The organism is Lactobacillus sp. WILCCON 0059 (assembly GCF_057197985.1).
The window spans coordinates 1,866,995-1,892,062 of record NZ_JBUBHN010000001.1; the positions used below are offsets into that span (position 1 = coordinate 1,866,995).

Here is a 25,068-nt window from a genome sequence, read left to right on the forward strand (position 1 = left end):
TTTAGAACAAGAAAAGGCACTGAGCAAACGCTCAGTGCCTTTCTTAAATAAATAGATTGTTTCTTTAACAAGTTTATTTTTACCCCAGCAATCCGTCCAGCTTTTCGGCGCTCATAAGATGGCCTTCCAGAACAAGTTCACGGACGCTGCGCTTTTCCTTAAGGGCCCGCTTGGCGATTTTGGCGGAAAGCTGGTAGCCCAGGTATGGACAAAGAACGGTGGCGATGCCGACGCTGCCTTCCTTGAGCTGCTTGCAGCGGCCCTTGTTGGCAGTGATGCCCGTAATACAGTTTTCTACCAAAGTGTCGATTGCTCCAGTCAAAGCAGTAAAAGATTCAAAAAGCTGGTAGAAGACGACTGGTTCAAAGGCGTTCAATTCCAGCTGCCCCGCTTCAGCCGCCATGGTGATGGTGGTGTCGTGCCCGCAGACCAGGAAGGCTGCCTGGCTGACAACTTCCGGGATAACCGGGTTGACTTTGCCTGGCATGATAGACGACCCGTTTTGCTTGGCTGGCAGGTTGATTTCGGCAAAACCGCAGCGCGGACCAGAGGACAAGAGACGGAGGTCGTTGGACATCTTGGACAGGCTGATGGCGCAAGCTTTAAGAGCACCGGAAACTTCCACAAAGGAGTCCAGGTTTTCCGTAGCATCAAAGAGGTCATCTGCCTGCTTGAGTTCAAAGCCAAAGAGCTTGCTCAATTCACCAGCGATGTGGTCTTCATAGTATTGAGAAGCATTAATCCCAGTCCCGATCGCTGTTGCCCCCAGGTTGATCTCGTGCATTTCCATGGTGGCTTTTTCCAAGCGCTTCTTTAAACGGCTGACCATTGAAACGTAGCCGGCAAAACTATCGCCCAAGGTCATTGGCACGGCGTCTTGCAGCTGGGTCCGGCCCATCTTGATCACGTCAGAGAATTCATCCGCCTTGATTCGCAAAGCAGCTTCCAGTTTGTCCAGGCTTTCCACCAGCTTCTCACTAAGCAAGATGGTGGTCATCTTGCCGGCAGTTGGAATCGTGTCGTTGGTGGACTGGGCCATGTTGACCTGGTCGTTCGGGTGAACCAGGTCGTAAGTCCCCCGCTTGCCGCCTAAGAGTTCGTTGGCCCGGTTGGCAATGACTTCGTTCATGTTCATGTTCGCGCTGGTCCCGGCTCCGCCTTGGATTGGGTCGACGATGAAATCAGCTGCAAACTTGCCAGCGATTACTTCGTCACAGGCAGTCTTGATTGCTGTCGCTTGTTCTTTGGTAAGTAGACCAATTTCCTGGTTGACGCTTGCAGCCGCCTTTTTGATCAAGGCCAGGTTGCTGAGGAAAACCGGGTTCATCCGCAAACCAGTGATTTGGAAGTTTCGACCGGCCCGTTCGGCTTGAACGCCATAGTAGGCGGCTGTAGGAACTTCAAGACTGCCAATTGAATCTGCTTCTAATCTGCTTGCTGCTTTCATCTGTTTTTTGCCTCGTTTTTTAGCTCTGTTTTTTGATTTCTTTCTATGGCCAATACTATAGTTTAAAATTAGACCAATGTTAAGGCCCTTTCCCGTTTTCTTTGCCATCTTTTTAGAAAAGGCTTACAAAAATTAGATTATTAACTTTGTCTGAGGGAAAAATTTATCATCCAAGGCGAAAGAGTTTAGACCAGTCATTGGAAAAAAGTATAAGGGCACAATAAAAGAGGCTGGTTGCCTAGCCTCTTCGCTTTTTAATATTCAAATTTCCAACTCACCTGCCGCTGCCAGGTCTTGCCTGGCTCAAGGGTAATCTCTCGCAGGTCATTGCCAGGCACGGGCGCGTTTTGTGCCTCCAAGGTCAAGCCGCCATATTGTGGCAGATCCTTGACCAGCTTTTCACCCTTGCCAAAGCTGTTTGCCGTATAAATTACGATTGCTGGCGCGTTCGTGCTCATCTTCATTGACACTTTGCCATCACTGGCCGTAATTTCAGCGGCAGTTTTTTGCCCATTCAAAATAAATGGGTGATCGAGCCCCTTACGCGAGGCAATCTGTTTATCCCCGCTGTTCAAAGCTTCCCCCATGGCCTTGCTCTTGGTAAAATCAAAGGCTGTACCTTCAACCGGTTCCATTCCGCCAACCGGCAGGCCATCTTCCTTCACTGGCAGATAGTAGTCCGCAGCAAGGAAGAGCTTGGTCTGGTCGATCTTTGTCCCCAGACCGTCCAAGCAAAAGTAGGTATGGTTGGTCGGATTAAAAATCGTCAGCTTGTCAGAGTAAGCCGTCAAATTGTAAAGCAGTTCACCGGAATTATTCAGAGTGTAAGTTGCCTCTAACTGCAAATTGCCTGGAAAGCCATTGTGACCATCTGGATCAAGCAGGCTGAAGTGAACGGAGACAAAATTTTCCCCCTGCTCCGGTCTGAAGGACCAAACTTGCTGGTCAGTCCCAAATCCGCCATGAATATGATTTTCGCCATCATTGATTGGCAGCTGGAGGATATGGTCACCGTTTTTCCACTGGCCGTGCCAGACCCGGCCGGCAATCCGGCCAACCGTACCGCCCAAGAAATTGCGCTCCTTGCTGTAGTCCTCTGCCTGTTTTAAAGACAGAATAACATGACGCTTTGCACCATCTACCGGAACAACCACGTCTTCCAAAGTCGCTCCATAGTTAATGACCTTGACGGACATGCCATGATCGTTTTCCAAGACAAACTCACAAAGATCTCTTCCTTGAAGCCGTCCGTATTTCTTGAATGTTAATTTCATCTTGACTTGCCTTTTTTCTCCTAAAACATTGTTTATTTTCGTGAAAGCGGTTAGAATGTTATTGACAAACAAATTATAACAAAAGGACACAAAAATGAACACAGACTTTTTAAAAAATAATTTTACGCAGACCTTTAATCAAGAAGCAGCCGACCTCTTTTTCTCACCTGGCCGGATCAACATTATCGGTGAACACACCGACTACAATGGTGGCCACGTATTCCCTTGCGCTATCAGCTTGGGGACCTATGCCGCCTACGGACCTAGAGACGACAAGAAAATTGCCATCTGCTCAGGCAACATGAATGATGACCTGATTGTTTTTGAAATTGGCGATCGCAAGTTGGAAGAAGATCCCGACCACAAGTGGATCAACTATTTCAAAGGGATGGCCGCCTACGTTCAAGAGGAAAGCTGCGAAATTGACCATGGCTTCAACCTCTATGTTTGGGGCAACCTGCCATATGGTGCCGGCCTGTCATCTTCAGCCTCAATCGAAATGCTGATCGGTCACGTGCTGACTGAAGAATACGGGCTGGAGATTGATCCGGTCAAACTCGCTCAGCTCGGCCAGAAGACCGAAAACGAATTTATCGGCCTCTCTTCCGGGATCATGGACCAATTCGCCATCAACATGTCCAAGAAAGACCATGCCATTTTCCTTGACTGTGCCACTCTGAAATACGACTACCTGCCGCTGGATTTGGGCGATTGCGAAATCATCATCATGTCCACCAATAAAAAGCATACCCTGGCCGACTCAGCCTATAACGACCGCGTCCGTGAATGCCAGGAAGCTACCAGAAGGCTGCAGGAAAAGCTCAACATTGACCACTTAGGCGATATTGATGAGAAAACTTTTGACGAATACTCCTACTTGATCAATGATGAGACCCTGCTTAAGCGAGCCCGCCATGCCGTTTTTGAAAACCAAAGAACCATCAAGGCCACTAAAGCCATGCAAGACAAGGATCTGAACCGGTTGGGCCGCTTGATCAACGCCTCCCATGTTTCCCTGCACTTTGACTACGAAGTTACTGGCAAGGAACTGGACACCTTGGTGGAAAGTGCCTGGAAGCAAGATGGCTGCCTTTGCGCCAGAATGATCGGCGGTGGCTTTGGCGGCAGTGCTATCGCCATCGTCAAAGAAGATAAGGCAGAAGAATTCAAGGAAAACGTTGGCAAGATCTACCAAGACACCATCGGCTACGCTGCTAGCTTTTACGAAGCCAAGATCGTTGATGGGACTCATAAACTGTAAAAAATAAGGAGACGAGAAGCCGAAATGCTGATTGAAAACTTTGTGCGAAAAATTATCGCTAATACTGATTATCAAGAAATGGACCGGGTCTACCTCTTCAACCGCCTGCAAGCTTTGGTTGGTGATGGGGACGTCGAAGAAGAGGCTTCCGGCGAAAGCAGCCTGCTGCAGCTGGTTGACCTGGCCGTTAAAAGGGGCAAGATTCCAAACGACGTGACCAGCCGGGAGATTTTGGCCGACCAGCTGGCAGATTTTTTGACTCCTGCCCCGAGTGAGACCAATAGACTTTTCTGGAACAAGTACGACCAAAGCCCAAAGGCAGCTACCGACTGGTTCTATGACCTCTGCACCCATAACAACTATGTTAAAAAGACCGCAATTGCCAAGAATATTGTTTTCTCCGGCAATAGCTCTTACGGCCACCCCTTGGAAATCACCATCAACCTCTCCAAGCCGGAAAAGGATCCCAAGGCCATTGCCGCCGCGGCCAAAAAGAAAGATACTGACTACCCGAAATGCGACCTCTGCCTGGAAAACGAGGGCTACTTAGGCGACTACGGTAAGAATGCCAGAAGCAATTTGCGGATCATCCGCATGAATATTGGCGGGGAGAAATGGGGGATGCAGTACTCCCCTTACGCCTACTTCAATGAACACTGCATCTTTTTGGACCAGATCCATGAGCCAATGGTCATCAAGCAGCAAACCTTGATCAATCTGCTGGAAATCGTCAAGACCTTCCCCCACTACATGGTTGGGTCAAACGCCGACCTGCCAATCGTCGGCGGCTCCCTTCTGTCCCACGAGCACTACCAGGGCGGCGGCCACCGCTTCCCAATGATGAATGCCGCAATCAAGCAGGAGCTCACTTTTGCCAGCTACCCCCAGGTAAAAGGTGGTATCGTTGACTGGCCGATGAGCGACATCCGCTTGATCAGCCAGGACACTGAAGGCTTGATTGAACTGGGGACTAAGATCATCAAATCTTGGCAAAAGTACAGTGATCCTGACTTGGGGATTGTGGCAGAAAAAGATGCCGTTCGTCATCATACGGTTACCCCAATTGCCCACAAGGACGGGGATGAATACGTCTTAGAACTCGTCTTGCGCGACAACAACACCAGCAGTGACTACCCACTGGGCATTTTCCACCCTCACCAGGACAAGTGGCACATCAAGAAAGAAAACATCGGCCTGATCGAAGTCATGGGCCGGGCCATCCTGCCTGGACGATTGAAGGGTGAACTGAGCGAGGTCAAGAAATACCTGCTTGGCCAGGATAACCAAATCGCTGAGATTCACCTGCCATGGGCCAAAAAATTGCAGGAAAAGCACACTGATATCAATGAACAAAACGTTGACCAGATCCTGCAGCAGGAATTGCTGGACGTTTTTGACCAAGTTCTGGCCGATGCCGGGGTCTACAAAGACGACGAAAAGGGTGAAGCTGGCTGGCAAAAGTTCTTAGCCATGATTGCAGCTGAAAACAAATAATAAGAGACAGAAAACAGAAACAAAGTAAAAAGGCATGGTTCCCAAACAAATGGAATCATGCCTTTCTTTTGCTGTATTTTGTTTATTTTTCTCCAGCTTACGCCTTAAAGCTGCCCCAGTAGGCGCCGCCATAGGCCCACTTGAGGTGGGACGGCACCCCGATGTAGTGCATGGAGTAAGTGCCGTTGGTGTAGGACACGTTGAAGCCGTAGTAGTCCCAGTCGCCGTCGTACTTGCCGCCCTGGGTGTTCATCAAGTCCCCGGCGTGCTCCCACTCAGTGTATTGGCTGAGCTGGGTAACCTTGCTCTGGTTGGCGTAGCGGTAGCCGAACATCATTGTCTTCAAACCGAAGTAGATGTCCTTCTTCATGGCCGTCATGGTAAGCTTCTGGCCATCCTTAAAGCCCGCCATATCTTCTACATAGTTGTAGTTGCCCGGCAATTTCAAACCAACCCGCTTGGTGGCCCGGACAATCCCCGGGACATAGTGGCCGGTGGCGATCGTCTTCTTGTTTGCCACGTATTCCTTGGAAATTTCAAGGGCCAGCTTCTGGGTTCCCTTGCTGTACTTCCACTTCTTCAGGCCCATTTTTACCCGGGCCTGGTTGATCAAGCGCAAGGAGTAGACGGCCAGAGTCTTGGACTGGCTGGTCGTCAAGTGGCCATTGGTCAATTTGACGATGGTCTTGTCGTCCTTGCTGCTCTCTGGCAAAGCACTTTGGTCAAAAGTATTAACCTGCATCCCCTTGACGTTGATCTTCCGCCACTTCTTCAGCCAAGCCGCGTTCTTCTTGTTTTTCAGCCACTTCTTCTGCTGGCTCGAAGACAAAGTAGAGTACTTGTAGGCCTTCTTCAAGTTGGCCTTGGTGTAGCCCTTAGGCAGGGTAAAAACTGCCTGCCGGCTGCTGGCTTGGGCCGGCTTGACTTGACTAATGGTAAAAACTGCTCCCATTGCCAAGGCTGCTACAGTACTTGCAAAAAATTTCTTCATCGTTAAACCTCTATTTCTCAATTCAAATTCTATCCTATTTCTTCTATTATAACTTGTTTGGCAGCTTTTTTCTCTTTAAAAAAGCAAATGACCAGCAAACAAGCAATGAAACAAAGAAAAATGGTTCCCCGAAAGGAACCATTTTCGCATAGACGTGTCTAGTCGTTATTAGTACCAGCCGTTAGCCTGCCAGAAGGCCTTGGCTGCAGTCCATGAACCGTAGCGGCTCAGAACGTAGCTGTTGGCAACCTTTTCCTGGTTGGCGGCAGAAGTGTCACCGTTCAAGTAGCTCAAGCTCAATTGGTACTTGCCGTAGTAGTTACCGTTTGAGGCAGTGTATGAACCGCCACTTTCCTTGTTTGCGATCCAAGCCTTAGCTGCTTCTTCAGATGATGAAGAAGTTGAGCTGGAAGTGCTTGCGGAAGCAGTTGAAGTTGAAGCAGAAGTGCTTGAACTGGTCGTGCTTGCGCTGTAGCTGGAAGTGTTGGCTGAGCCAGTGTTTGCGCTGTAGCTGTAGTTGTAGCTTGAGCCGTAGCCGTAGTTATTAGCTGATGAGCTGTAGCTCGTAGTGTAGCCAGTAGCCGTTGAGCTGTTAGTGCTCTTGGCCTGGTAACTGTTGCCAGTAGTTGAACTGGTAGTGTTGTTAGCAGTGTTTGCAGTGTTAGTGCTGCTGGTATTCGCGTTGTAAGTGCTGCTTGAAGCAGTTGATGCTTCAGTGGTGTACTTGGCCAAGATCCATTGGCGGTTGCCGATCTTGTACCACTTTTCACCTGAAGCATCGCGGGCGGTCTTAACTACCTGCCATGAGCTGCCGTCCTTGACAGAACCGGTAACCGTAGCAGTGTGGTAGTTTGACCAAGTTGCAATTGATTGCCCATCAATGTAGTCAACCGTTACGCTGTCACCGATGGTTGCCGCGTCTGCTTGACCGTTCGTGCCTAAGCTGATCGCTGCCACGCCAGTCAAAGCCAAGCCTGCAGCAAATACTGATTTAAGTACGTTAGATTTGATGTTCAAAAAAATTCTCCTTTGTTTGTCGCAAGCTCTCGTCTGCCAAGTTACTTCTCCTTTGGCAAATTCCTTCTTGCTGCTCTTGTGTCATTTGACAGTTTATATGTTAACAGGGCCAAATTTCAAAACCATAGCAAAAAAGTAACGGTCCAGTTAAGAAGAGATTACAGGAAAAAGCCTTTTTGTAACATTTGTAATATTTTCCCGCTAAAAATATCGCTAAAAGCAAAAAAGACACCACGCAAACGCGTGATGTCTTGGTATGGGTCGTCAGGGGATCGAACCCTGGACACCCGGATTAAGAGTCCGGTGCTCTGCCAGCTGAGCTAACGACCCAAGTGGGTTATTCAATTAGCGCCGAAGCGCGATGGGTCGTCAGGGGATCGAACCCTGGACACCCGGATTAAGAGTCCGGTGCTCTGCCAGCTGAGCTAACGACCCAAATGGGTTTATTTAATTGGCGCCGAAGCGCGAATGGGTCGTCAGGGGATCGAACCCTGGACACCCGGATTAAGAGTCCGGTGCTCTGCCAGCTGAGCTAACGACCCAAATGGGTTATTTAATTAGCGCCAAAGCGCGATGGGTCGTCAGGGGATCGAACCCTGGACACCCGGATTAAGAGTCCGGTGCTCTGCCAGCTGAGCTAACGACCCAAGTGGGCTGCGGCTGACTTTCGTCAACCGACATTTATTTATTATACAGAAATGCGACAGGAATGCAAGCCTTTTGGCAAGATTTTTGCTCAAAAACTTTCTTTTTCTGTCCAGCCCTACTAAAAAACGTGTCTTTCTTCCTTATTTTTGCCAAAAAGCACCCCGGGGGGCAACTTCCAGCCGGCGGATTTCATCCTTTAAGCCCGCCTCTCTGACCGCGTCGACAAAGTCGCCGATATGCTGGGGGTCAACCAGGCTCATGATGGTCGGACCGGCTCCAGACAGGTAAGTCGCTACCGCCCCGTGCTCATGGCCGACATTGCGGATGATTTCAAGTTCCGGTACCAGCTGGCTTCTGTAGCGCTCATGGAAGAGGTCAGCCTCCATTAACTCCCCGGCCTTTTCATAGTCCTGGGCAAAAAGCGCTGCTACCGCCGTATTAGCCACGGCACTGGCCTGGACCGCGTCTTTAAAGGAAAGTTCCTTGGGCAAAACCGCCCGGGCGTCGCTGGTCTTCAAGTTGTAGGCCGGGATATAGGCGATCATGGCAAATGGCGGCACCGGGGCCTTAACAGCCGTAAAGTGGCCGTTGACCTTGCAGCCGACAACCAGGCTGCCCAGGATGGTCGGAGCCACGTTGTCCGGGTGTCCTTCCAGTTGAGCCGCGATTTCGATTTTTTCATGCGGGGCCAAGTGGAGCTGGCCCAGCTGGTCAGCCAGCTCGATCCCGCCAACAATAGCGCTGGAACTGGAGCCCAGGCCATGAGCCAGGGGGATATCTGATTCAACCCGCAAGTGCTGGGGAGTTAAATCTGGCTTGACGCTTAAAGCCGCTTGGACGATCATGTTGTCTTTCCCGCTCGGCAGGTCCCCTAAATTATGGTCGACCTGCCAGTGGTCGCTTTCGCCCAGGACTTCAATGGTCAGGTACAAGGAGATGGCCACCCCGATGGAGTCGAAACCCGGGCCCAGGTTGGCGCTGGATGCTGGAACTTTGATTTTCACGCTTCTTCACCTCAATAATTGGCAATTGCTGGCTTTTTTAATCATTCTATCATGTTTTCTCTTTTAGAAAAATGATTTCCCCGCTATAATTAGCCATAAAAGAAAAAATCTTTTGCAACCATCGTTACTAGTTTACAGATCGCGCATCTGACTTTTAGGGAGGATTTATGATTTACCGCAGTACTCGCAGCCAAGGGCAGGAAGTTACCGCCGCCCAGGCAATCATTCAAGGTCTGGCCCCAGACGGCGGCCTTTTCGTGCCCAAAGAATTCCCGGCTCCATTCTCAGCCGCTGAATTGAAGGAAATTTTTGCCCTGCCTTACCAGGAAATGGCTAAACAGATCCTGGCTTTGTTCTTGACCGACTATAGTGAAGAGCAGCTGGCAGAGATCGTTAAAGGCGCCTATGGCCAGCAATGGGATGACGAGAGAATCGCCCCGCTGACTGATCAGAAAGCCGGCAATTACTACCTGGAGCTCTTCCATGGGCCGACTCTGGCCTTTAAGGACGTAGCCTTGCAGTGCCTGCCCCGCTTGATGAAGACGGCCTTGGAGAACGCAGACGACCAGCGGGGAATCGTTATTTTGACCGCTACTTCCGGGGATACCGGGACTGCCGCCATGCGGGGCTTCCAAGCCTTAGCCAAGACCCGGGTTATCGTCTTTTACCCTTACCAAGGGGTGGCTCCAATCCAGCTTAAGCAGATGCTGAGCGAAAACAGCGACAATACTGTGGCTGTTGCGGTTGAGGGCAACTTTGACCAGGCGCAGACCAGGGTCAAGCAGATTTTTAACGATCAGGACATGAACGATTTGCTGGCAGACCATGACTTGACCTTCTCCAGCGCCAACTCTATGAATGTCGGCCGCCTTTTGCCCCAAGTCGTCTACTACTTTGCCGCCTACAAGCAGCTGCTGGACCAAGAAGCTATTAAGTTCGACGATCCTGTCAACTTCTCCGTGCCAACTGGGAACTTTGGCGACATTCTGGCCGGCTATTATGCTAAAAAACTGGGCCTGCCAGTTGGCCGCCTCATCTGCGCTTCCAACAAGAATAATGTCTTGACCGACTTTTTCAAGACGGGCAAGTATGACAAAAAGCGGGACTTCTACGTGACCAACTCTCCGTCCATGGACATTCTGGTTTCCAGCAACCTGGAGCGCCTGCTCTTTGACCTCTGCCAAGACCCAGACACGGTCAAGGACTTGATGGAGCAGCTAAACACTAAGGGCGAATACCAATTGCCGGAAGACATGCGGGCAAAGCTGTCAGGCTTTTGGGCTGACTACGCGACTCCAGAAGAAATCGAAGGCGAAATCAAGCGGGTTTACGCAGAAAGCGGCTATGTCATCGACCCGCACACGGCTGTCGCTTCTTTAGCTGCCAAGCGCTTTAAGGCAGAAGACGACAAGCCTACTGTCGTCCTCTCTACCGCCAGCCCATACAAGTTCCCGGAAACTGTATACCACGCGATCAGCGGGCAAAGCGTTAAGGAAAAAGGCCTGCCAGCTCTTAAGGAACTGACTGATTTGACCGGCCCTGCTCCAAAGGCCATGGAAGCCTTCTTGGGCCACAGCTCCCGGGAAATCGTCATCCCGGCTGATGATATGGCAGACGAAGTCAAGCGGCAGCTGGATTTGGACTGATTTTTCCAAAAAGAGAATAGATAAACGAAAAGCAGCTCAGGATTTACTCCTTGAGCTGCTTTTGCCATGTAATTGGAAATAAGAAATAAAAAGAAAATAAAAAATGGAGGATACAGGGCTCGAACCTGTGACCCTCTGCTTGTAAGGCAGATGCTCTCCCAGCTGAGCTAATCCTCCATATGACCCGTACGGGATTTGAACCCATGTTACCGCCGTGAAAGGGCGGTGTCTTAACCACTTGACCAACGGGCCATTTATTTTGCTTGGCCTTTTCGCAAGGCACGATTACTAGTATACCCGATCCAGGAGAAAAAGCAAGGGGCTAACACAAAAAACTTATTATTTTTATTTGCAAAAAGCTCTTGCACTTTTCCCTGCCTTTGCTATACTAGTAGATGTGCTTGCGGGCGTGGCGGAATTGGCAGACGCGCAAGACTAAGGATCTTGTGACCGCTTTTGGTCGTGGAAGTTCAAGTCTTCTCGTCCGCACTAAGCGAAAGGAACTGGTTTGTCCAGTTCCTTTTTTTGTTTCTCCGAGAGCTTTTTTGCTAAAATATTCTTAGAGTGCTAATTGAAAAGCAAAGCTCTAAGTAAAATAAGTTGTAAGAAGTACACTTTTAAAGGAGAAAAACATATGACTGAATTAAACTGCCGCTTGGCCACCAGCGCCGATTTAGACGCCCTCTGCCAGTTCTACCAGGATATCTGCGACCACCAAAAAGAGGACCAGTACGGAGCCGACTGGCACTGGGGAATCTACCCGGCTGAACAGGACATCAAAGAAGCCATCGACCAAAAGCGGGCCATAATCGGACTCAAAGACGGCAAGATTGCTTCCGCCGGCATCTTAACTGTTGGAAGCGACCCCCTTTACAGCAAATTTGCCTGGCCTACCCCAGCTGAAGATAACGAAATCGCCGTTCTCCACCTTTATGGCGTTCACCCTGCTTTCCGCCGGCAAGGCCTGTCTGGCATTCTTTTGACCTTTATCAAGGACCATGCCAAAGAACTTGGCTGCAAGGCGATCCGCTTAGACAGCATGGCCGGTAACGTCCCTGCCCGCCGCCTCTATGAAAAGAACGGCTACCGCTTCGTCAGCCAGGAAACGGTCCACTACGACGACATCGGCGACACCAAGGTTGACCTGCTTGAATTAGCCTTATAACAAGAAAAATCCACAAGCTCAGCTTGTGGATTTTTTCTCTGTTCTTATTTGTTTCTTTCTATTCCTTGTTCTTGCTCTTTTCCCGCCATTCCTTGGCCCGCCGGTCGGGCAAGAACCACATCAGCATGACCAAAGCCATAAAGACCCAGGACAAGACCGGCCAAGCAAAAGCAGACAGGGCGATCCCCAAATTCGCGGCCAGGGTCAAGTAGCCCTTGATCCCCATATTAACCCGCAAGTCCTGGCTGTCGCAGGCAATCTGCCAGGCAAAATGCTGCAAGAGGATAAAACTGACCGAGGTCAAAAAGAGAACCAGGCCATAAAAGAACAGGGGTGGCCCAGCCAAGGGGTTCTTGCCCACCCAAGCCGTAGCTAAGGGAATCAAAGACGACATGAAGAGCCAGACCATGTTGGTCCAGATTACCTTGTGGTTGACTGACGGCAAAGCGTGGGTGATGTTGTGGTGGTTGACCCAGTAAATTGCCATATAAAAAAAGCTGAGCAGGTAGATGGTCAGCTGCGGGACAAGCGGCATTAAGGCCTGGAAAGTAGCCTCATCGGGCGCCTTCATTTCCAGGACCATGATGGTGATGATGATGGCCAAAACGCCATCGCTGAATGCTTCCAAGCGGTTCTTGTTCATTTTTCCTCCAAAACAGAAATACTCAATATGCGTGTTAAAAATACTTTTATTGTCTCTTAACCATTTTAGCCTACTTTTGCCAAAAAGAAAAAGCCTGGCAAACCCAGGCTAAATTCTATCAACTTTACTCTTGATTCTTGTAATCAGCTTCCATTTCTTGCGGGTCTTCCGCCTCTTCTTCATCGAAGCTGTATTCCATCTTCTTGTTGCGGTCCTTCATAAAAGCATAGGCAATCTCAACCGCGTAGACCAAGAGGCCGACCAGGCCAAAAGCCAGAAGGAAAAGGCAAACGCGTTTCTTCTTTTCCATGCTTGTCACCTTATTTCTATTGACAAAAATTACTTCCTAATTTTATTATAAGCGCTTTTATAAAAAATAACAGGCAAAAAAACGATCAGCACAAAGGAAAAAGCATCCCCCTTAGGAGATGCTTAAACAGTCTGGTTTCTGAGCAGCTTGACCGGGAGCAGGTAGCTGTTTTGGGCCAGCTTCTTCTCCGGATCCGCGATCCGCTCATAAAGCAGCTTGACCAAAGTCCCGGCTAAATCCGGAATCGGCTGGACGATCGTGGCTAGCTCTGGCACATAATTCTGCACCAGCTGGGTGCCGTCAAAGCCGACTATTTTCAAGTCCTCCGGCACCTTGATTCCTAACTTCTTAGCTTCTTTTAAGAGCAGGATGGCCGTCAGGTCGTCTGAACAAAAGACCCCGTCGATCTTCCGGCCGCTGGTCAAGAGCTCCCGGAGTTCCCGGCCCTTGGCGGCTGGCAATTCGTAAAAGGCTGACCGGGCAGTGTGGACCGTCAACCCCGCCGCGGCTACCGTATCCGCGTAGCCATCAAAGCGGCGAGAAGTCGGATTTCCCGTCTTGACCGGGTTGCCGACAAAGTAAATATGGCCGCATCCCGCGTCCAAGAGAGCCTGGGTGGCCAGGCAGCCGCCCTGGTAGTTGTCGCTAGTCACGATCGGCACCTGGTCGGACAAGTCCCGGTCAAAAGACACGATCGGCAAGCCGTAGCGCCGGTATTCTTCAATGCCCAGGTTGTGCGAACCCGCGATGATCCCGTCAACCTGGTTGGCCTCCAGCATCCGCAGATAACGCCGTTCTTTCTCACTGTCCTGGCCGGCGTCGCAGAGCAGCATCTTGTAGCCGTCCGCTTCCAGCTTGTCCTCAATTGCCGCAACCAGTTCCGCGAAGAAGGGATTGGTGATGCTGGGCATGATTACCCCGATCATCTTGGTCTGCTTGCCCTGCAAAGACCGGGCCAGGGTGTTGGGCTGGTAGTTCAGCTCCCGCATGGCCGCGTAGACCCGGTCCCTGGTCTTCTGGCTGATGTAGCCGTAATTGTTGATCACCCGCGAGACAGTCGTTGGTGAGCAGCCAGCTTTTTCCGCCACATCAGTTAATTTTGGCCTCATCGTCATCCCCCCTCTTCTGTTATCCTACATGTCCTTTAACCGCCAAGTCTTGGCCTGGTAGTCAACATTACTATCCATCTTAACAAAACTTTGTCCATTTTGAGCAAAAAATCTACCCGTGATGACTTCTTCGCCGCCGTTGACAAAAATTTCAAAGAGGGAGTGGTCGACAAAGATCCGCAGATCCAGGTCTTCCCCGGCTGGTAACTTCACCGTCCGGCTAGTCCCGTAGTCTGGGTTGACGGCCTTGCCGCATTCACCCCGGTCAACGGTTAAGCGGGCGTGCTTGCCGGTCTTAAAGCGCAGCTTGATGCCATTCTTGCCCTCGCTGTCCGCGGCCAAGACCAGCATACCCTTCTGCCCCTTCTTGATCGTCAGTCTAAGTTCGCTTTGCGCACCTGCATCAAAGGCCAAATCGCCAGTGAAGTCTTCTTCAGCTTCTCTCAAGCTCTTCATGGCCTTGACCGGCTTTTGAATCAAGCGGCCGTGCTTTAAAGACAGGCGCTTGACCTGGCTTAAGCAATTAGCCCAGCCTTCATCGTCACTTGGGTAAGTCATGTCCGGCAGGCCAACCCAGCTGATCGCGTAAGCGTGGCCGTCTGGGGCATTAAAGGCTTGGGTAGCGTAGACGTCAAAGCCCCCGTCCAGGTTGATTGGTGCCTTCTGCTTGGTCTCAAAGTGGCCGGTCTCAAAGTTGAAGCTTTCCCCGACCCAGTACATGTTCGGGTAGACATTCTGGTAGTCGGTCACGTTCTTGTCCAGGCCCTGCGGGCAGAAGATGAAGACTGGCTTGCCGTCAACGAAGACCAGGTTCGGGCATTCAACCATGTAGCCCATGTCCGGCAGGTCAACATAACCCAAATCCTGCCATGGACCAGTTAATTCGTCAGCCTTGTAAAGACTGATCTTGCCGGCCTTGGTCTCCTTGTCTTGGGCGCCCAGAATGGCATAATACTTGCCGCCGTGCTCCAAGATCTGCGGGTCACGGAAGTGTTCAGTCACGTGATCTGGTGCGTTGATCAACGGTTTGTCCAGCTTGGTTACTTTTCCATCTTCATCCATCCAGGCCCCAACCTGGTAAGAGTGGCGGACCCAGTTTTCGTCGCGGACATTGCCCGTGTACATCAGAAAGAGCTTGTCACCAATTGCTCTGGCTGAGCCAGAATATGCCCCATGGCTATCCAGCGGACTGTCAGCGTAAACAGCTTCGCCCAAGTTCTCCCAGTGAACCAGGTCGGAACTGGTCAAGTGGACCCAGGACTTCAAGCCGTGCACGGCCCCAAACGGATAAGCCTGGTAGAAGACCTGCCAGCGGCCATTATAGTAGGAAAAGCCGTTAGGGTCGTTCAAAAGGCCTGAAGTTGGCCGGATGTGGTAGTGCAGCTGGTAGTCTGACCGGGCTGCCTGGCTCTGCAATTTAAGCAAAGTTTTGGCATCCCATTTCTCATAAGGAAGATATCTTTTTTCTCTTGTCCATTCCATATTAAGCAACCTCCGCCTAATCACTAATCTCTTCTTTTAATTTCTATACTTCATTTGCCAGATTATTGTCACGCAAAAACTTCTGAATAATCAGCACTTTATCACTTTCTATTTTATGGTTGAAGCGCTAACATGTCAAACGGTTAACAGGCCTTTTTCAGTTAACAGAACTTTTATAAAATATTTTCTGTCAAACGATTGACATATTTGTCAGAAACCGTTATCATGTTAAGTGAATTAGAGAAAAGCGTTTTCAGAGGATAAGGAGAGTGTTTCTCGTGGCAATGAATTACAATGCAGTTGCCAAGCGGGTGATCGCTGCCGTAGGTGAAGACAACCTGGTAGCAGCTGCCCACTGTGCAACGCGTCTGCGTTTAGTCTTAAAAGACGATACCAAGATCGACCAAGCAGCCTTGGACAAGGATCCTGACGTTAAGGGTACCTTCAAGACTGACGGCCAGTACCAAGTCATCATCGGGCCTGGTGACGTTGACAACGTCTACAACGAACTGATCAAGCAAACCGGCCTGTCTGAAGTTTCTACCGACGACTTGAAGAAGATCGCCGCCAGCGGCAAGAAGGTCAACCCAGTTATGGCCTTCATCAAGCTCTTGAGTGACATCTTCGTGCCAATCATCCCAGCCCTGGTTGCGGGTGGTTTGCTGATGGCCTTGAACAACTTCTTCACCAGCCCTGGCCTGTTCGGGCCTAAGTCCCTGGTGCAAATCAACCCAGCCATCAAGGGCCTGTCTGACATGATCCAACTTATGTCAGCTGCCCCATTCATGTTCCTGCCAGTTCTGGTCGGTATTTCCGCCGCTAAGCGTTTCGGGGCCAACCAATTCCTCGGGGCTGCAATGGGCTTGATCATGACCACCCCACAGCTGGCCGGCTCAACCCACTACTGGAACATCTTCGGTCTGCACGTAGCACAAACCAACTACCAATACCAAGTTATTCCAGTCCTGGCAGCTATCTGGATCTTAGCCTTCTTAGAGAAGCGCCTGCACAAGGTCCTGCCAAGCGCGGTTGACTTTACCTTCACCCCGCTTCTGTCAATCATGATCACTGGCTTCCTGACCTTCACCATCGTCGGGCCAGTGATGAAGACCGTTTCTGACTGGATCACCAACGGCTTCGTATGGCTGTACGACACTGCTGGCTTTGTCGGCATGGGTCTGTTCGGTCTTTGCTACTCAGCTATCGTTATGACTGGTTTGCACCAAAGCTTCCCGGCCATCGAAACTCAATTGCTGGCTGCCTTCGCTGCCGGCAAGGGCGCGGGCGACTTCATCTTCGTTGTTGCTTCCATGGCCAACGTTGCTCAAGGTGCCGCAACCTTCGCTATCTGGTTCTTGACTAAGAACGAAAAGATGAAGGGTCTGTCTTCATCAGCCGGTGTTTCTGCCCTCTTGGGTATCACCGAACCAGCCCTCTTCGGGGTTAACTTGAAGTACCGCTTCCCGTTCTTCTGTGCTTTGATCGGGTCCGGTGTTGCTTCAGCACTTGCAGGCTTGCTGCACGTTGAAGCTGCATCCCTTGGTTCTGCCGGTTTCCTGGGCTTCTTGTCCATCTACCCAAAGACCATCCCAATGTACGTTGTATGTGAACTTGTTTCCTTCGCTATCGCCTTCGCCTTGACTTTCTTCTGGGGCAAGGGCCACTTGAAGGAAGAAGTTGCCAGCGTTGAAGGCGAATCCGGCGTCAGCGCTGAAACTGAAGTTCCAGCTGAACAACAAGTTGAAGCTGCCAAGACTGCTGGTCTGGAAGACGAAGTAGTTCTGGCACCTGTCGACGGCGTTTCTGAAGACCTGTCAGCCGTAAATGACGAAGTCTTCTCCCAAAAGCTGATGGGTAACGGGGCAGCCATCGTTCCTAGCGACGGCAATGTCTACGCTCCTGTTACCGGTACTGTTTCCGTTGCCTACAAGACTGGCCACGCTTACGGTCTTAAGTCTGACAACGGGGCTGAAGTCCTGATCCACATCGGTCTGGACACGGTTAACTTGAATGGCCAGCACTTCAAGTCCCTGGTCACTCAAGGCCAGCACATTGAAAAGGGTGAAAAGATCGGTGAAGTTGACCTGGATGCCGTCAAGGCTGCCGGCTACGACACCACTGTCATGGTTGTCATCACCAACACCCCTTCATACAACGAAGTAGACCGGGTTGAAGCAACTGACGTAAAGCACGGCGACAACTTGATTGCTTTAACTGCTCACTAATCAAAAACTATTACTACCATGAAGCAGCCCTGCCTGGGCTGCTTTTCCTTTTATTGAAAGCCTTATTTTGAATTTACATGAGATTTTTTCTTGCATCTTGGCAAGGACATGACTAAGATTTAAATTAAGCCAAATTATAGAGAACTGTTTAGCACGGGGAGGAATTTAAGCATGACTTTACGAGTTGGTATTTTAACGAGCGGCGGCGACTGCCAGGCGCTCAACGCGACCATGCGGGGCCTGGCCAAGACCCTTTACAACTGTGTTGACGACGTGGAAATCATTGGTTTCAAGCGGGGCTACTACGGCTTGATGCATGAAGACTACGTCAAGATGAAGCCGCGGGACTTCTCCGGCATCATTAACGAAGGCGGGACGATTCTGGGCACTTCCCGCCAGCCATTCAAGGAAATGCGAGTTATCGTTGACGGCTTTGACAAGGTCGCTGCCATGAAGAAGACCTACAAGAAGCTCAACCTGGACGCTTTGGCTGTTTTGGGCGGCAACGGGTCCCTTAAGTCAGCCAACATGCTGGCCCAAGAAGGCCTGAACGTGATCGGTCTGCCAAAGACCATCGACAACGACACTTGGGGCACCGACTACACCTTTGGTTTCCAAAGCGCCATTGACATTGCCACCAGATACCTGGACGACATCCACACTACTGCCCAAAGCCACTCCCGGGTCTTCGTCGTAGAAGTCATGGGTCACAAGGTTGGCCACATCACCCTGGCTGCTGGTCTGGCTGCCGGCAGCGACATCATCCTTTTGCCGGAAATTCCTTACGACATCAACGTCGTAGCCAAGAAGATCAAGCAACGGCAAAAGGCTGGCAAGGGCTTCACGGTCATTGCCGCTGCTGAAGGGGCAATTTCCAAGGAAGACGCTGCCCTGCCTAAGAAGAAGTACAAGGCTAAGGTTGCGGCTAGAAACGGCATCAGCGTGGTTAACGAAATCGCTGGCCAATTGCAAGAAGTTCTGCCAGACGCTGAAATCAGAACGGCGGTCATCGGCCACGCTCAACGGGGCGGCCGGCCAGATGCCTACGACCGGCAGATCTCAACCCGCTTCGGGATTGAAGGCGCCCGCCTCATCATGAACCGGTCCTTTGGCCGCCTGGTTGTCTTGAAGCAAGGCGAAGTCGACTCCATCGCCCTGGAAGACACGGCCGGCAAGCTCAAGTACGTTGACCCGAATGGCAAGACCGTAAATAACGCCCGCCTCATGGGTGTCACCTTCGGGGACAAGTAAGAACCTATAATTCTTAACAGCATACAAGCACAAAAAAGAAGCATCGCGTTAGCGGTGCTTCTTTCTTTGTTGTTAACTTCTCTGCTTTACTTCAGCAATTCGCTGATGGCGTCTTGGAAGCTTTCAGCTGCCTTTTCAGCAGTTTCGATGTCAGCCTTGTTGACGCCAACGTAAGCCTTGATTACTGGTTCAGTACCAGATGGGCGAAGGGCTACCCAAGTTTCGTCATCCAGGAAGTACTTCAAGACGTTTGACTTCGGGAAGCCAGTCAATGGAGTTTCTTCGCCGTTTTCGAGCGTAACTTGTTCTTGGTAGTCTTCGATCTTGACTACCTTGACGCCGTTGATTTCGCTGAGGTGTTCACTACGCAGCTTGCTCATCAGTTCAGCCATCTTCTTTTGCCCGCCAATCCCTGGCATTTCAATTGCCCGGGTGATTTCGTAGGCAACGCCGTACTTCTTCCAGATTTCCTGCAGGCCGTCAAAGACAGTCATGCCCTTGGAAGCGTAGTAGCTGGCAACTTCGGCGAACATCAAAGCCCCTTGCATGGCGTCCTTGTCACGGGCGAAGGCTTGGAAGAGGTAGCCGTAGCTTTCTTCAAAGCCCATCAGGAACTTGCCGTCCCCTTCCTTGTTCATCCGGTCGACTTCTTCACCGATGTACTTGAAGCCAGTCAGAACTGACTTGGTCTTGATGCCGAAGTCCTTGGCAATCTTGAATGGCAAGGCACTGGATACGATTGAGGTAACGATTTCGTAATCCGGAGTCAGCTTGCCTGAGTCCTTCAAGTTTTGCAGAAGGTAGTAAGACATCAAAGTAGCGATTTGGTTCCCAGTCAAAACTTGGAAGTCGCCCTTGTCAGTTCTTACGCAGGCCCCCATCCGGTCAGCGTCCGGGTCGGTAGCCACGATCATGTCAGCACCGATTTCGTTGGCCAGTTCAACACCTGGGTTGAAGACGTCACGGAATTCCGGGTTAGGCTTCTTGCAAGTTGGGAATTCTGGGTCCACAATTGCTTGGCTTGGCACTGGAACAACGTTGCTGAAGCCGCCCCGTCTGAAGGCGCGGTCATAAAGCATCTTGCCAGTCCCGTGCAAAGGAGTGTAGACAATCTTCAGCTTGTCGGCATTTTCCTTGATCATGTCCTTGTTGACATTTACCGTTTCCAGCTTGGCCAGGTAGGCTTCGTCAACGTCTTCACCGATCAATTGCAAAGTGCCTTCAGCACGCAGCTTCTTGACTGGAGCTGCCTTAACGCTGAAGATGTCTTCAACCTTTTGGGCGTAGGCAAAGAGGCGGTCGGCATTTTCCGGCCCCATTTGGGCGCCATCTTCACCGTAAGCCTTGTAGCCGTTGTACTGCTTGGCATTGTGGGAAGCAGTGATGTTGATCCCGGCAAAGGTGTGCAGGTAGCGGACAGCGAAGGACAGTTCCGGCGTTGGACGCAGGTCGTCAAAGAGGTAGACGTGAATGCCGTGAGCCCCCAAAACGCGGGCAGCGTGGGTTGCCAGTTCGCGTGAGTTGTAGCGTGAGTCAAAGGAAATTACCACGCCCCGCTTCTTGGCTTCTTCGCCGTTTTCGTCGATCAAGCGGGCCAGACCTTCAGTTACCCGGCCGACTGTGAAGACGTTGATCCGGTTGGTCCCTGGTTCCAGGAGTCCCCGCATCCCGGCAGTACCGAAGTTGATGTCCTGGCCAAAGGCGTCTTCGACCCACTTGTCGTCACCGCCCAATTCAGCCATTTGTTCAGCTAAATCTTCTGGCAGAGCAGCTTGTTTCCATTGTTCAAAAATTTCTTTTGCGTCCATTGATATATTCCTTTTTACTCTTTTTCATTCCTGTCCAGCTTAAATGTCTTCAACAGATAAGCTTTCTGAGCTATGCTTTCTTGATCCAGTATATCACTTACCAGCTCGCTAATCCGCTCTGGCAGGCAATATGTTTGAAATTCTCCCGCGTCCAGGATCATATCCTGGTCGGTCTTATTGTAGCAGTAAATGACCAGTTCTCTTTGATTGAAGCGGACTAAAGCGTTGATGCCGTAAGCAATCTTGACATAGCCGACTTTCCCGTCGACCAAAGCCCGGTTTGCCCGCCGCCAGTGGGCCAGTTCCTTGACTTCTTTTTCCAAAAAGTCGCTTTCCTTGCCCCATGGGAAGTAGCGGCGGTTGTCCGGGTCCTTGTCCCCTTCCAGGCCGGCTTCATCCCCGTAATAGATGCAGGGAACGCCAGGCACGGCGAACAAGAGGCCAAAGGCCAGGGCCACCAGCTTCTCGTCTCCCCCCAAGACGGTCTTAATTCTGGCCGTGTCGTGGGTGCCGATATTGTTCAAGCAGTTTTCCAGAAATGCCTTAGGATAGTTCTCAACCAGCTTTTCCAGGTCATTCAAGGCGGCCACTTCTTCCGTTTCGTTATTGGCCTGCAAGAGCGAAACGATAAAGTTGCGGACCGGATAGTTCATGGTCCCGGTTAAGTTGTCCCCGGCCATGTAGGTCCGGAATTCACTGTTGACGAACTTGTGGGAGGCATCTTCCCAGACTTCCCCGATCAAGACATGGCAGTCTTCGTTTTGCAGGCGCTCGCGGATTTCCCGCAAGAGCGGCATCGGAAGCTCGTCAGCCACGTCCAAACGCCAGCCATCGACATGCATCCGGGTCCACTTGGCTAAAACGCCATCGGGTCCGCAGATGAAGTTCTGGTAGTCAGCATTGTTCTTGTTGACCTCTGGCAGAGTAGTTACCCCCCACCAGGACTGGTACTTGGTCGGGTAGTTGATGAAGTTGAACCAGGAGTAGTAAGGCCCTGTCTTGTCGCTGACCGCGCTCAAGAAGTACTTGCTGTCCGCCCCGACATGGTTGAAGACCCCGTCCAAGATCAAGGAAATTCTGTTTTTGTGCAGGTCCTTGATCAGGTTCTTAAAGTCTTCTTCAGTCCCCAGCATGGGGTCGATCTTCATGAAATCCTGGGTGTCATAGCGGTGGTTGCTGGAAGACTGGAAGATCGGGTTCAAATAGATGGCCGTCACTCCCAAATCTTTTAAATAGGGAATCTTTTGCCGGATACCTTCGAGGTTGCCGCCAAAAAAGTCCCAGCGGGCAATATCGCCATGTTCATCCTTAATGTAGTAAGGACTGTCTTCCTTGGTCGCGTAGATGAAACTGTCCTTCTTGCGGCCCTGGATCTCCCCATGCGGGTTGCCGTTGTTGAAGCGGTCAGGAAAAATCTGGTAGACCACCCCCTGGGTGTACCAGGGAGCCTGCGGGACTGCCCGGTCATAGCAGGTCAGCTGGAAAGTCCGGATGTCCCGGCTATCCTGGGTAATCTCGCTTTCGCCAAAACCATCCTGGCTTCTTTGCAGAAAGTAGTACTGGTCATTTTGCTTGATATTGAAGTAGTAATAGTAGAGCCCGGAGCTGCTGATCTTGACGCTGGTCTCATACATCTTGCTTTCATCGTTGTAAGTCAAGGGGTAGGCTACCGGCGACTCATTGTTTTTAGTCAGCCAGAGGGTGATCTCCTGGATTTCTTCATCGACTTCAACCGCCCACTTGACGCTGGTATTGGCCTGCGTGGCGCCAAAGGGCTGCTTGTATTTGGTGTCCCAAGAATTAAAAATAGCTCTCATCAGTCACTCTTACGCTTTTTCAGCGTCAAATTCCACCTTGTCCAGGTGCCAGATTTCACTGGCATAGCGTTCAATGGTCTTGTCAGCGTCAAAGCGTTCAGAGTGAGCGATGTTGACCAGGCTCATCTGGGCCCATTGCCGCTTGTTTGCCCAAACCTTTTCAACCAGCTTCTGGGCCTTCAAGTAGGCTTCAAAGTCGGCCAAAACCAGGAATTCCTCGTTGTCCTTCAAGAAGTCATCGTAAAGGGCCCGGCCTTCGCTGACGCAGTCTGGAATAGTTCCGTCAATCAAAGCGTCAACCGTCTTCTTCATGACCGGGTCGCTTTCGTAAAGGTCGCGTGGGTGATAGGAGTGGTTTGCGTAGTAGTTGTAAACTTCATCCTTGTCCAAGCCGAAGGCAAAAATGTTGTCGCTGCCGACCGCGTCCTTGATTTCGATGTTGGCCCCGTCCATAGTCGCCACCGTCAAAGCCCCGTTGGCCATCAGCTTCATGTTGCTGGTCCCGCTGGCTTCCTTGGTGGTCGTTGAGATCTGTTCACTGAGGTCAGCGGCTGGAATGATTTGTTCAGCCAGGGAAACATTGTAGTTTTCCAGGAAGACAACCTTCAGCTTGCCCTTGATGTCTGGGTCATTGTTGACCAGGTCAGCTACAGAGTTGATCACCTTGATGACCTGCTTGGCAAAGACATAGCTTGGAGCAGCGATGGCCCCAAAGATGACTACCCGCTTCGGATGGTCGATGCCGGCCTTGAGGTCTTGGTAGAGCTTCAGAACGTGGAGCAGCTTCAAGGTTTGCCGCTTGTAGGCGTGCAGACGCTTGACCTGGACGTCGAAGATGGCTTCAGGGTCAACCACGATGCCGGTCTTGGCCTTGATGACCTTGGCCAGCTTCTTCTTGTTGGCCAGCTTGATTTCCTGCAGGCTGGTCAAGGTTGCGGTGTCGTGGTAGAACTTTTCAAACTTCAGCATTTCCTTGCTGTCAAAGCGCCAGTCGGTCCCAATGGTCTTGTCCAAAAGCTTGGCCAAATCCGGGTTGGCGATTTGAATCCAGCGGCGCAGGGTGATCCCGTTGGTCTTGTTGTTGAAGCGGTCTGGGTAGAGCTGGTAGAAGTCGCGCAAAACTTCGGTTTCCAGTAGCTGGGTGTGCAGGGCAGCAACCCCGTTGACTGAGTGGGAACCGATGATGGCCAGGTGGGCCATGTGGACTTGCCCGTTCTTGACGATTCTGGTTCTTTCAATCACGTCGCCGGAAACCTTGCCTTCCAGGCCAGCCACGTAGCGGCGGTCGATTTCCTTAACGATGTCAAAGAGCCGCGGCAAAAGCTGGCTGAACATGCCTACATCCCACTTTTCCATGGCTTCAGCCATGATGGTGTGGTTGGTGTAGCTCATTACTTGGACAGTAACTTCCCAAGCCTTGTCCCAGTCCATCCGGTATCTGTCGACCAGAAGACGCATCATTTCAGCCACGCACATAGCCGGGTGAGTGTCGTTGATGTGAACGGCAACATACTTCGGCAGGTCAAGCAGACCTTCTTCGCCATAGTCCTTGATAAAGCTGTTCAAGATGCTCTGCAAGCCGGCGGAAACAAAGAAGTATTCCTGCTTCAGCCGCAAAAGGCGGCCATCATAGCTGGAGTCATCCGGGTAAAGGATGGAAGTCAAGTCTTCCACCTTCCGCCGGTCAGCGATTGACGGGTACTTCAATTCGTCTTCCGGGGCAATTTCCGCGTCCCACAGACGAAGGGTGTTAGCCACCCCGTTGTGGTAGCCGACCATGGCCACGTCATAAGGTACGGCCCGGACAACAGTAGCACCTTCGTATTGCGGAGTCAGCCAGCCGTGGTCATCAACCATGTTGACGCGGCCGCCGAACTTAACCAGGACAGACTTGCTTTCCCGGCGCACTTCCCAGTAGTCCCCCTGCTTCAGCCAGTCATTTGGCAGTTCCTTTTGGTAGCCGTTGACAAACTTTTGCTTAAAGAGGCCGTACTTGTAGCGCAGGCCGTTCCCGTTGCCGGCATAGCCGGTTGAAGCCAAAGAGTCCATAAAGGCGGCAGCCAGCCGGCCCAAGCCCCCATTACCCAGAGCCATATCTGGTTCAACAGCGGCGATATCATCCAGGTCAATCCCTAAGTCAGCCAAAGCTTCCTTGGCCGTGTCCAGCCAGCCCAGGTTCAAAAGGTTGCTCTTTAAAAGAGTCCCAGGCAAAAATTCAATGGAGAAGTAGTAAGTCTGCTTGTGGCCATTGGCACTTTCCGCGATCCGGGTTCTGCGCCACTTGCTGGAGTAACCGTCACGGACCATTGAAGCCAAAGCAGCAAAGATGTCTTCCTTAGAAGCTTCTTCCACGCTTTCTTCAAAGTGCCGGTCCAGCTTGCTTGCTAATCTTTCCTTGAATTCTTCAGGAGTAATCTCCCGCAAATTGCTGTTTGCGACTGATACTTTACTTGATTTCATGCTCATCTTCCTCATC

18 protein-coding genes and 7 tRNA genes are annotated in these 25,068 nt (G+C 51.1%); 7 read left to right on the forward strand and 18 right to left on the reverse strand.

Going from position 1 to position 25,068, the window contains the following annotated elements; genetic code table 11:
* Nucleotides 1–79 precede the first annotated feature (79 nt).
* On the reverse strand, nucleotides 80–1,447 hold the full coding sequence (locus ACYVUT_RS08765) for an aspartate ammonia-lyase (RefSeq protein WP_484501880.1): 1,368 nt from the start codon (nucleotides 1,445–1,447) through the stop codon (nucleotides 80–82).
* Nucleotides 1,448–1,701: 254 nt separating this feature from the next.
* The gene (locus tag ACYVUT_RS08770; RefSeq protein WP_484501881.1) at nucleotides 1,702–2,721 is read right to left on the reverse strand and encodes an aldose epimerase family protein; all 1,020 of its coding nucleotides are present in this window, start codon (nucleotides 2,719–2,721) and stop codon (nucleotides 1,702–1,704) included.
* A 94-nt stretch (nucleotides 2,722–2,815) separates the two neighbouring features.
* Here ACYVUT_RS08770 and ACYVUT_RS08775 point away from each other — a divergent pair, with 94 nt between their 5' ends.
* Nucleotides 2,816–3,982 carry a galactokinase gene (locus ACYVUT_RS08775; protein WP_484501882.1) on the forward strand — a complete coding sequence of 389 codons (1,167 nt, stop codon included), beginning with the start codon at nucleotides 2,816–2,818 and terminating at the stop codon, nucleotides 3,980–3,982.
* Between the two features lie 24 nt (nucleotides 3,983–4,006).
* On the forward strand, nucleotides 4,007–5,476 hold the full coding sequence (locus ACYVUT_RS08780) for a UDP-glucose--hexose-1-phosphate uridylyltransferase (RefSeq protein WP_484501883.1): 1,470 nt from the start codon (nucleotides 4,007–4,009) through the stop codon (nucleotides 5,474–5,476).
* Nucleotides 5,477–5,573: 97 nt separating this feature from the next.
* Here the strand turns inward: ACYVUT_RS08780 and ACYVUT_RS08785 are convergent, their stop codons facing one another.
* The 7 genes from ACYVUT_RS08785 to thrB all read right to left on the reverse strand — a co-directional run bounded on the left by ACYVUT_RS08785 (nucleotide 5,574) and on the right by thrB (nucleotide 9,136).
* Nucleotides 5,574–6,467, reverse strand: coding sequence for an SEC10/PgrA surface exclusion domain-containing protein (locus ACYVUT_RS08785; RefSeq protein WP_484501884.1), 894 nt, complete (start codon nucleotides 6,465–6,467; stop codon nucleotides 5,574–5,576).
* 168 nt (nucleotides 6,468–6,635) lie between these two features.
* Nucleotides 6,636–7,484: an aggregation-promoting factor gene (apf, locus tag ACYVUT_RS08790; RefSeq protein WP_484501885.1), complete on the reverse strand. Its 849-nt coding sequence runs from the start codon at nucleotides 7,482–7,484 to the stop codon at nucleotides 6,636–6,638.
* Between the two features lie 257 nt (nucleotides 7,485–7,741).
* Nucleotides 7,742–7,814 (reverse strand) — tRNA-Lys (locus tag ACYVUT_RS08795).
* A gap of 32 nt (nucleotides 7,815–7,846) precedes the next feature.
* Nucleotides 7,847–7,919 (reverse strand) — tRNA-Lys (locus tag ACYVUT_RS08800).
* Nucleotides 7,920–7,953: 34 nt separating this feature from the next.
* Nucleotides 7,954–8,026 (reverse strand) — tRNA-Lys (locus ACYVUT_RS08805).
* Nucleotides 8,027–8,058: 32 nt separating this feature from the next.
* Nucleotides 8,059–8,131, reverse strand: a tRNA-Lys gene (locus tag ACYVUT_RS08810).
* A 141-nt stretch (nucleotides 8,132–8,272) separates the two neighbouring features.
* Nucleotides 8,273–9,136, reverse strand: a complete 864-nt coding sequence (gene thrB / locus ACYVUT_RS08815; RefSeq protein WP_484501886.1) for a homoserine kinase — start codon at nucleotides 9,134–9,136, stop codon at nucleotides 8,273–8,275.
* A gap of 167 nt (nucleotides 9,137–9,303) precedes the next feature.
* On the opposite strand from thrB, the gene thrC reads away from it, so the two are divergent.
* On the forward strand, nucleotides 9,304–10,782 hold the full coding sequence (gene thrC / locus ACYVUT_RS08820; RefSeq protein WP_484501887.1) for a threonine synthase: 1,479 nt from the start codon (nucleotides 9,304–9,306) through the stop codon (nucleotides 10,780–10,782).
* 104 nt (nucleotides 10,783–10,886) lie between these two features.
* Here the strand turns inward: thrC and ACYVUT_RS08825 are convergent.
* Nucleotides 10,887–10,959: transfer RNA gene (locus tag ACYVUT_RS08825), tRNA-Val, on the reverse strand.
* Between the two features lie 3 nt (nucleotides 10,960–10,962).
* Nucleotides 10,963–11,034: transfer RNA gene (locus ACYVUT_RS08830), tRNA-Glu, on the reverse strand.
* 151 nt (nucleotides 11,035–11,185) lie between these two features.
* Between ACYVUT_RS08830 and ACYVUT_RS08835 the strand changes: the two genes are divergently transcribed.
* A tRNA-Leu gene (locus ACYVUT_RS08835) sits at nucleotides 11,186–11,271 on the forward strand.
* 145 nt (nucleotides 11,272–11,416) lie between these two features.
* Nucleotides 11,417–11,947 (forward strand): GNAT family N-acetyltransferase, encoded by a 531-nt coding sequence (locus ACYVUT_RS08840; RefSeq protein ID WP_484501888.1) that lies wholly within the window; start codon nucleotides 11,417–11,419, stop codon nucleotides 11,945–11,947.
* A gap of 58 nt (nucleotides 11,948–12,005) precedes the next feature.
* Here the strand turns inward: ACYVUT_RS08840 and ACYVUT_RS08845 are convergent, their stop codons facing one another.
* From ACYVUT_RS08845 to ACYVUT_RS08860, 4 genes are all read right to left on the reverse strand, one after another.
* Nucleotides 12,006–12,590 carry a TMEM175 family protein gene (locus ACYVUT_RS08845; protein WP_484501889.1) on the reverse strand — a complete coding sequence of 195 codons (585 nt, stop codon included), beginning with the start codon at nucleotides 12,588–12,590 and terminating at the stop codon, nucleotides 12,006–12,008.
* Nucleotides 12,591–12,714: 124 nt separating this feature from the next.
* Complete coding sequence (locus ACYVUT_RS08850) at nucleotides 12,715–12,900, reverse strand: hypothetical protein (protein ID WP_439775850.1); 186 nt, start codon at nucleotides 12,898–12,900, stop codon at nucleotides 12,715–12,717.
* A gap of 122 nt (nucleotides 12,901–13,022) precedes the next feature.
* Nucleotides 13,023–14,009 carry a LacI family DNA-binding transcriptional regulator gene (locus tag ACYVUT_RS08855; protein ID WP_439775849.1) on the reverse strand — a complete coding sequence of 329 codons (987 nt, stop codon included), beginning with the start codon at nucleotides 14,007–14,009 and terminating at the stop codon, nucleotides 13,023–13,025.
* Nucleotides 14,010–14,033: 24 nt separating this feature from the next.
* The gene (locus ACYVUT_RS08860) at nucleotides 14,034–15,491 is read right to left on the reverse strand and encodes a sucrose-6-phosphate hydrolase (protein WP_484501890.1); all 1,458 of its coding nucleotides are present in this window, start codon (nucleotides 15,489–15,491) and stop codon (nucleotides 14,034–14,036) included.
* 284 nt (nucleotides 15,492–15,775) lie between these two features.
* On the opposite strand from ACYVUT_RS08860, the gene ACYVUT_RS08865 reads away from it, so the two are divergent.
* Both ACYVUT_RS08865 and ACYVUT_RS08870 read left to right on the forward strand, forming a co-directional pair.
* Nucleotides 15,776–17,716: a sucrose-specific PTS transporter subunit IIBC gene (locus tag ACYVUT_RS08865; protein WP_484500903.1), complete on the forward strand. Its 1,941-nt coding sequence runs from the start codon at nucleotides 15,776–15,778 to the stop codon at nucleotides 17,714–17,716.
* Nucleotides 17,717–17,887: 171 nt separating this feature from the next.
* Nucleotides 17,888–18,967, forward strand: a complete 1,080-nt coding sequence (locus ACYVUT_RS08870) for a 6-phosphofructokinase (RefSeq protein WP_484500668.1) — start codon at nucleotides 17,888–17,890, stop codon at nucleotides 18,965–18,967.
* A gap of 86 nt (nucleotides 18,968–19,053) precedes the next feature.
* Here the strand turns inward: ACYVUT_RS08870 and ACYVUT_RS08875 are convergent, their stop codons facing one another.
* The 3 genes from ACYVUT_RS08875 to ACYVUT_RS08885 are packed head-to-tail and all read right to left on the reverse strand — an operon-like array spanning nucleotide 19,054 to nucleotide 25,052.
* Nucleotides 19,054–20,775, reverse strand: a complete 1,722-nt coding sequence (locus ACYVUT_RS08875; protein ID WP_484501891.1) for a phospho-sugar mutase — start codon at nucleotides 20,773–20,775, stop codon at nucleotides 19,054–19,056.
* A gap of 14 nt (nucleotides 20,776–20,789) precedes the next feature.
* A complete protein-coding gene (locus ACYVUT_RS08880; RefSeq protein ID WP_484501892.1) occupies nucleotides 20,790–22,592 on the reverse strand; it encodes a glycoside hydrolase family 13 protein in 1,803 nt (600 codons plus the stop codon).
* 9 nt (nucleotides 22,593–22,601) lie between these two features.
* Nucleotides 22,602–25,052, reverse strand: a complete 2,451-nt coding sequence (locus ACYVUT_RS08885) for a glycogen/starch/alpha-glucan phosphorylase (protein WP_484501893.1) — start codon at nucleotides 25,050–25,052, stop codon at nucleotides 22,602–22,604.
* Nucleotides 25,053–25,068: the final 16 nt, after the last annotated feature.

Coding starts and splice junctions, on each gene's coding strand:
- ACYVUT_RS08765 (WP_484501880.1), bottom strand. CDS start 1,447: ATGAAAGCAGCAAGCAGATTAGAAGCAGATTCAATTGGCAGTCTTGAA.
- ACYVUT_RS08770 (WP_484501881.1), bottom strand. CDS start 2,721: ATGAAATTAACATTCAAGAAATACGGACGGCTTCAAGGAAGAGATCTT.
- ACYVUT_RS08775 (WP_484501882.1), top strand. CDS start 2,816: ATGAACACAGACTTTTTAAAAAATAATTTTACGCAGACCTTTAATCAA.
- ACYVUT_RS08780 (WP_484501883.1), top strand. CDS start 4,007: ATGCTGATTGAAAACTTTGTGCGAAAAATTATCGCTAATACTGATTAT.
- ACYVUT_RS08785 (WP_484501884.1), bottom strand. CDS start 6,467: ATGAAGAAATTTTTTGCAAGTACTGTAGCAGCCTTGGCAATGGGAGCA.
- thrC (WP_484501887.1), top strand. CDS start 9,304: ATGATTTACCGCAGTACTCGCAGCCAAGGGCAGGAAGTTACCGCCGCC.
- ACYVUT_RS08840 (WP_484501888.1), top strand. CDS start 11,417: ATGACTGAATTAAACTGCCGCTTGGCCACCAGCGCCGATTTAGACGCC.
- ACYVUT_RS08845 (WP_484501889.1), bottom strand. CDS start 12,590: ATGAACAAGAACCGCTTGGAAGCATTCAGCGATGGCGTTTTGGCCATC.
- ACYVUT_RS08850 (WP_439775850.1), bottom strand. CDS start 12,900: ATGGAAAAGAAGAAACGCGTTTGCCTTTTCCTTCTGGCTTTTGGCCTG.
- ACYVUT_RS08855 (WP_439775849.1), bottom strand. CDS start 14,009: ATGAGGCCAAAATTAACTGATGTGGCGGAAAAAGCTGGCTGCTCACCA.
- ACYVUT_RS08860 (WP_484501890.1), bottom strand. CDS start 15,491: ATGGAATGGACAAGAGAAAAAAGATATCTTCCTTATGAGAAATGGGAT.
- ACYVUT_RS08865 (WP_484500903.1), top strand. CDS start 15,776: ATGAATTACAATGCAGTTGCCAAGCGGGTGATCGCTGCCGTAGGTGAA.
- ACYVUT_RS08870 (WP_484500668.1), top strand. CDS start 17,888: ATGACTTTACGAGTTGGTATTTTAACGAGCGGCGGCGACTGCCAGGCG.
- ACYVUT_RS08875 (WP_484501891.1), bottom strand. CDS start 20,775: ATGGACGCAAAAGAAATTTTTGAACAATGGAAACAAGCTGCTCTGCCA.
- ACYVUT_RS08880 (WP_484501892.1), bottom strand. CDS start 22,592: ATGAGAGCTATTTTTAATTCTTGGGACACCAAATACAAGCAGCCCTTT.
- ACYVUT_RS08885 (WP_484501893.1), bottom strand. CDS start 25,052: ATGAAATCAAGTAAAGTATCAGTCGCAAACAGCAATTTGCGGGAGATT.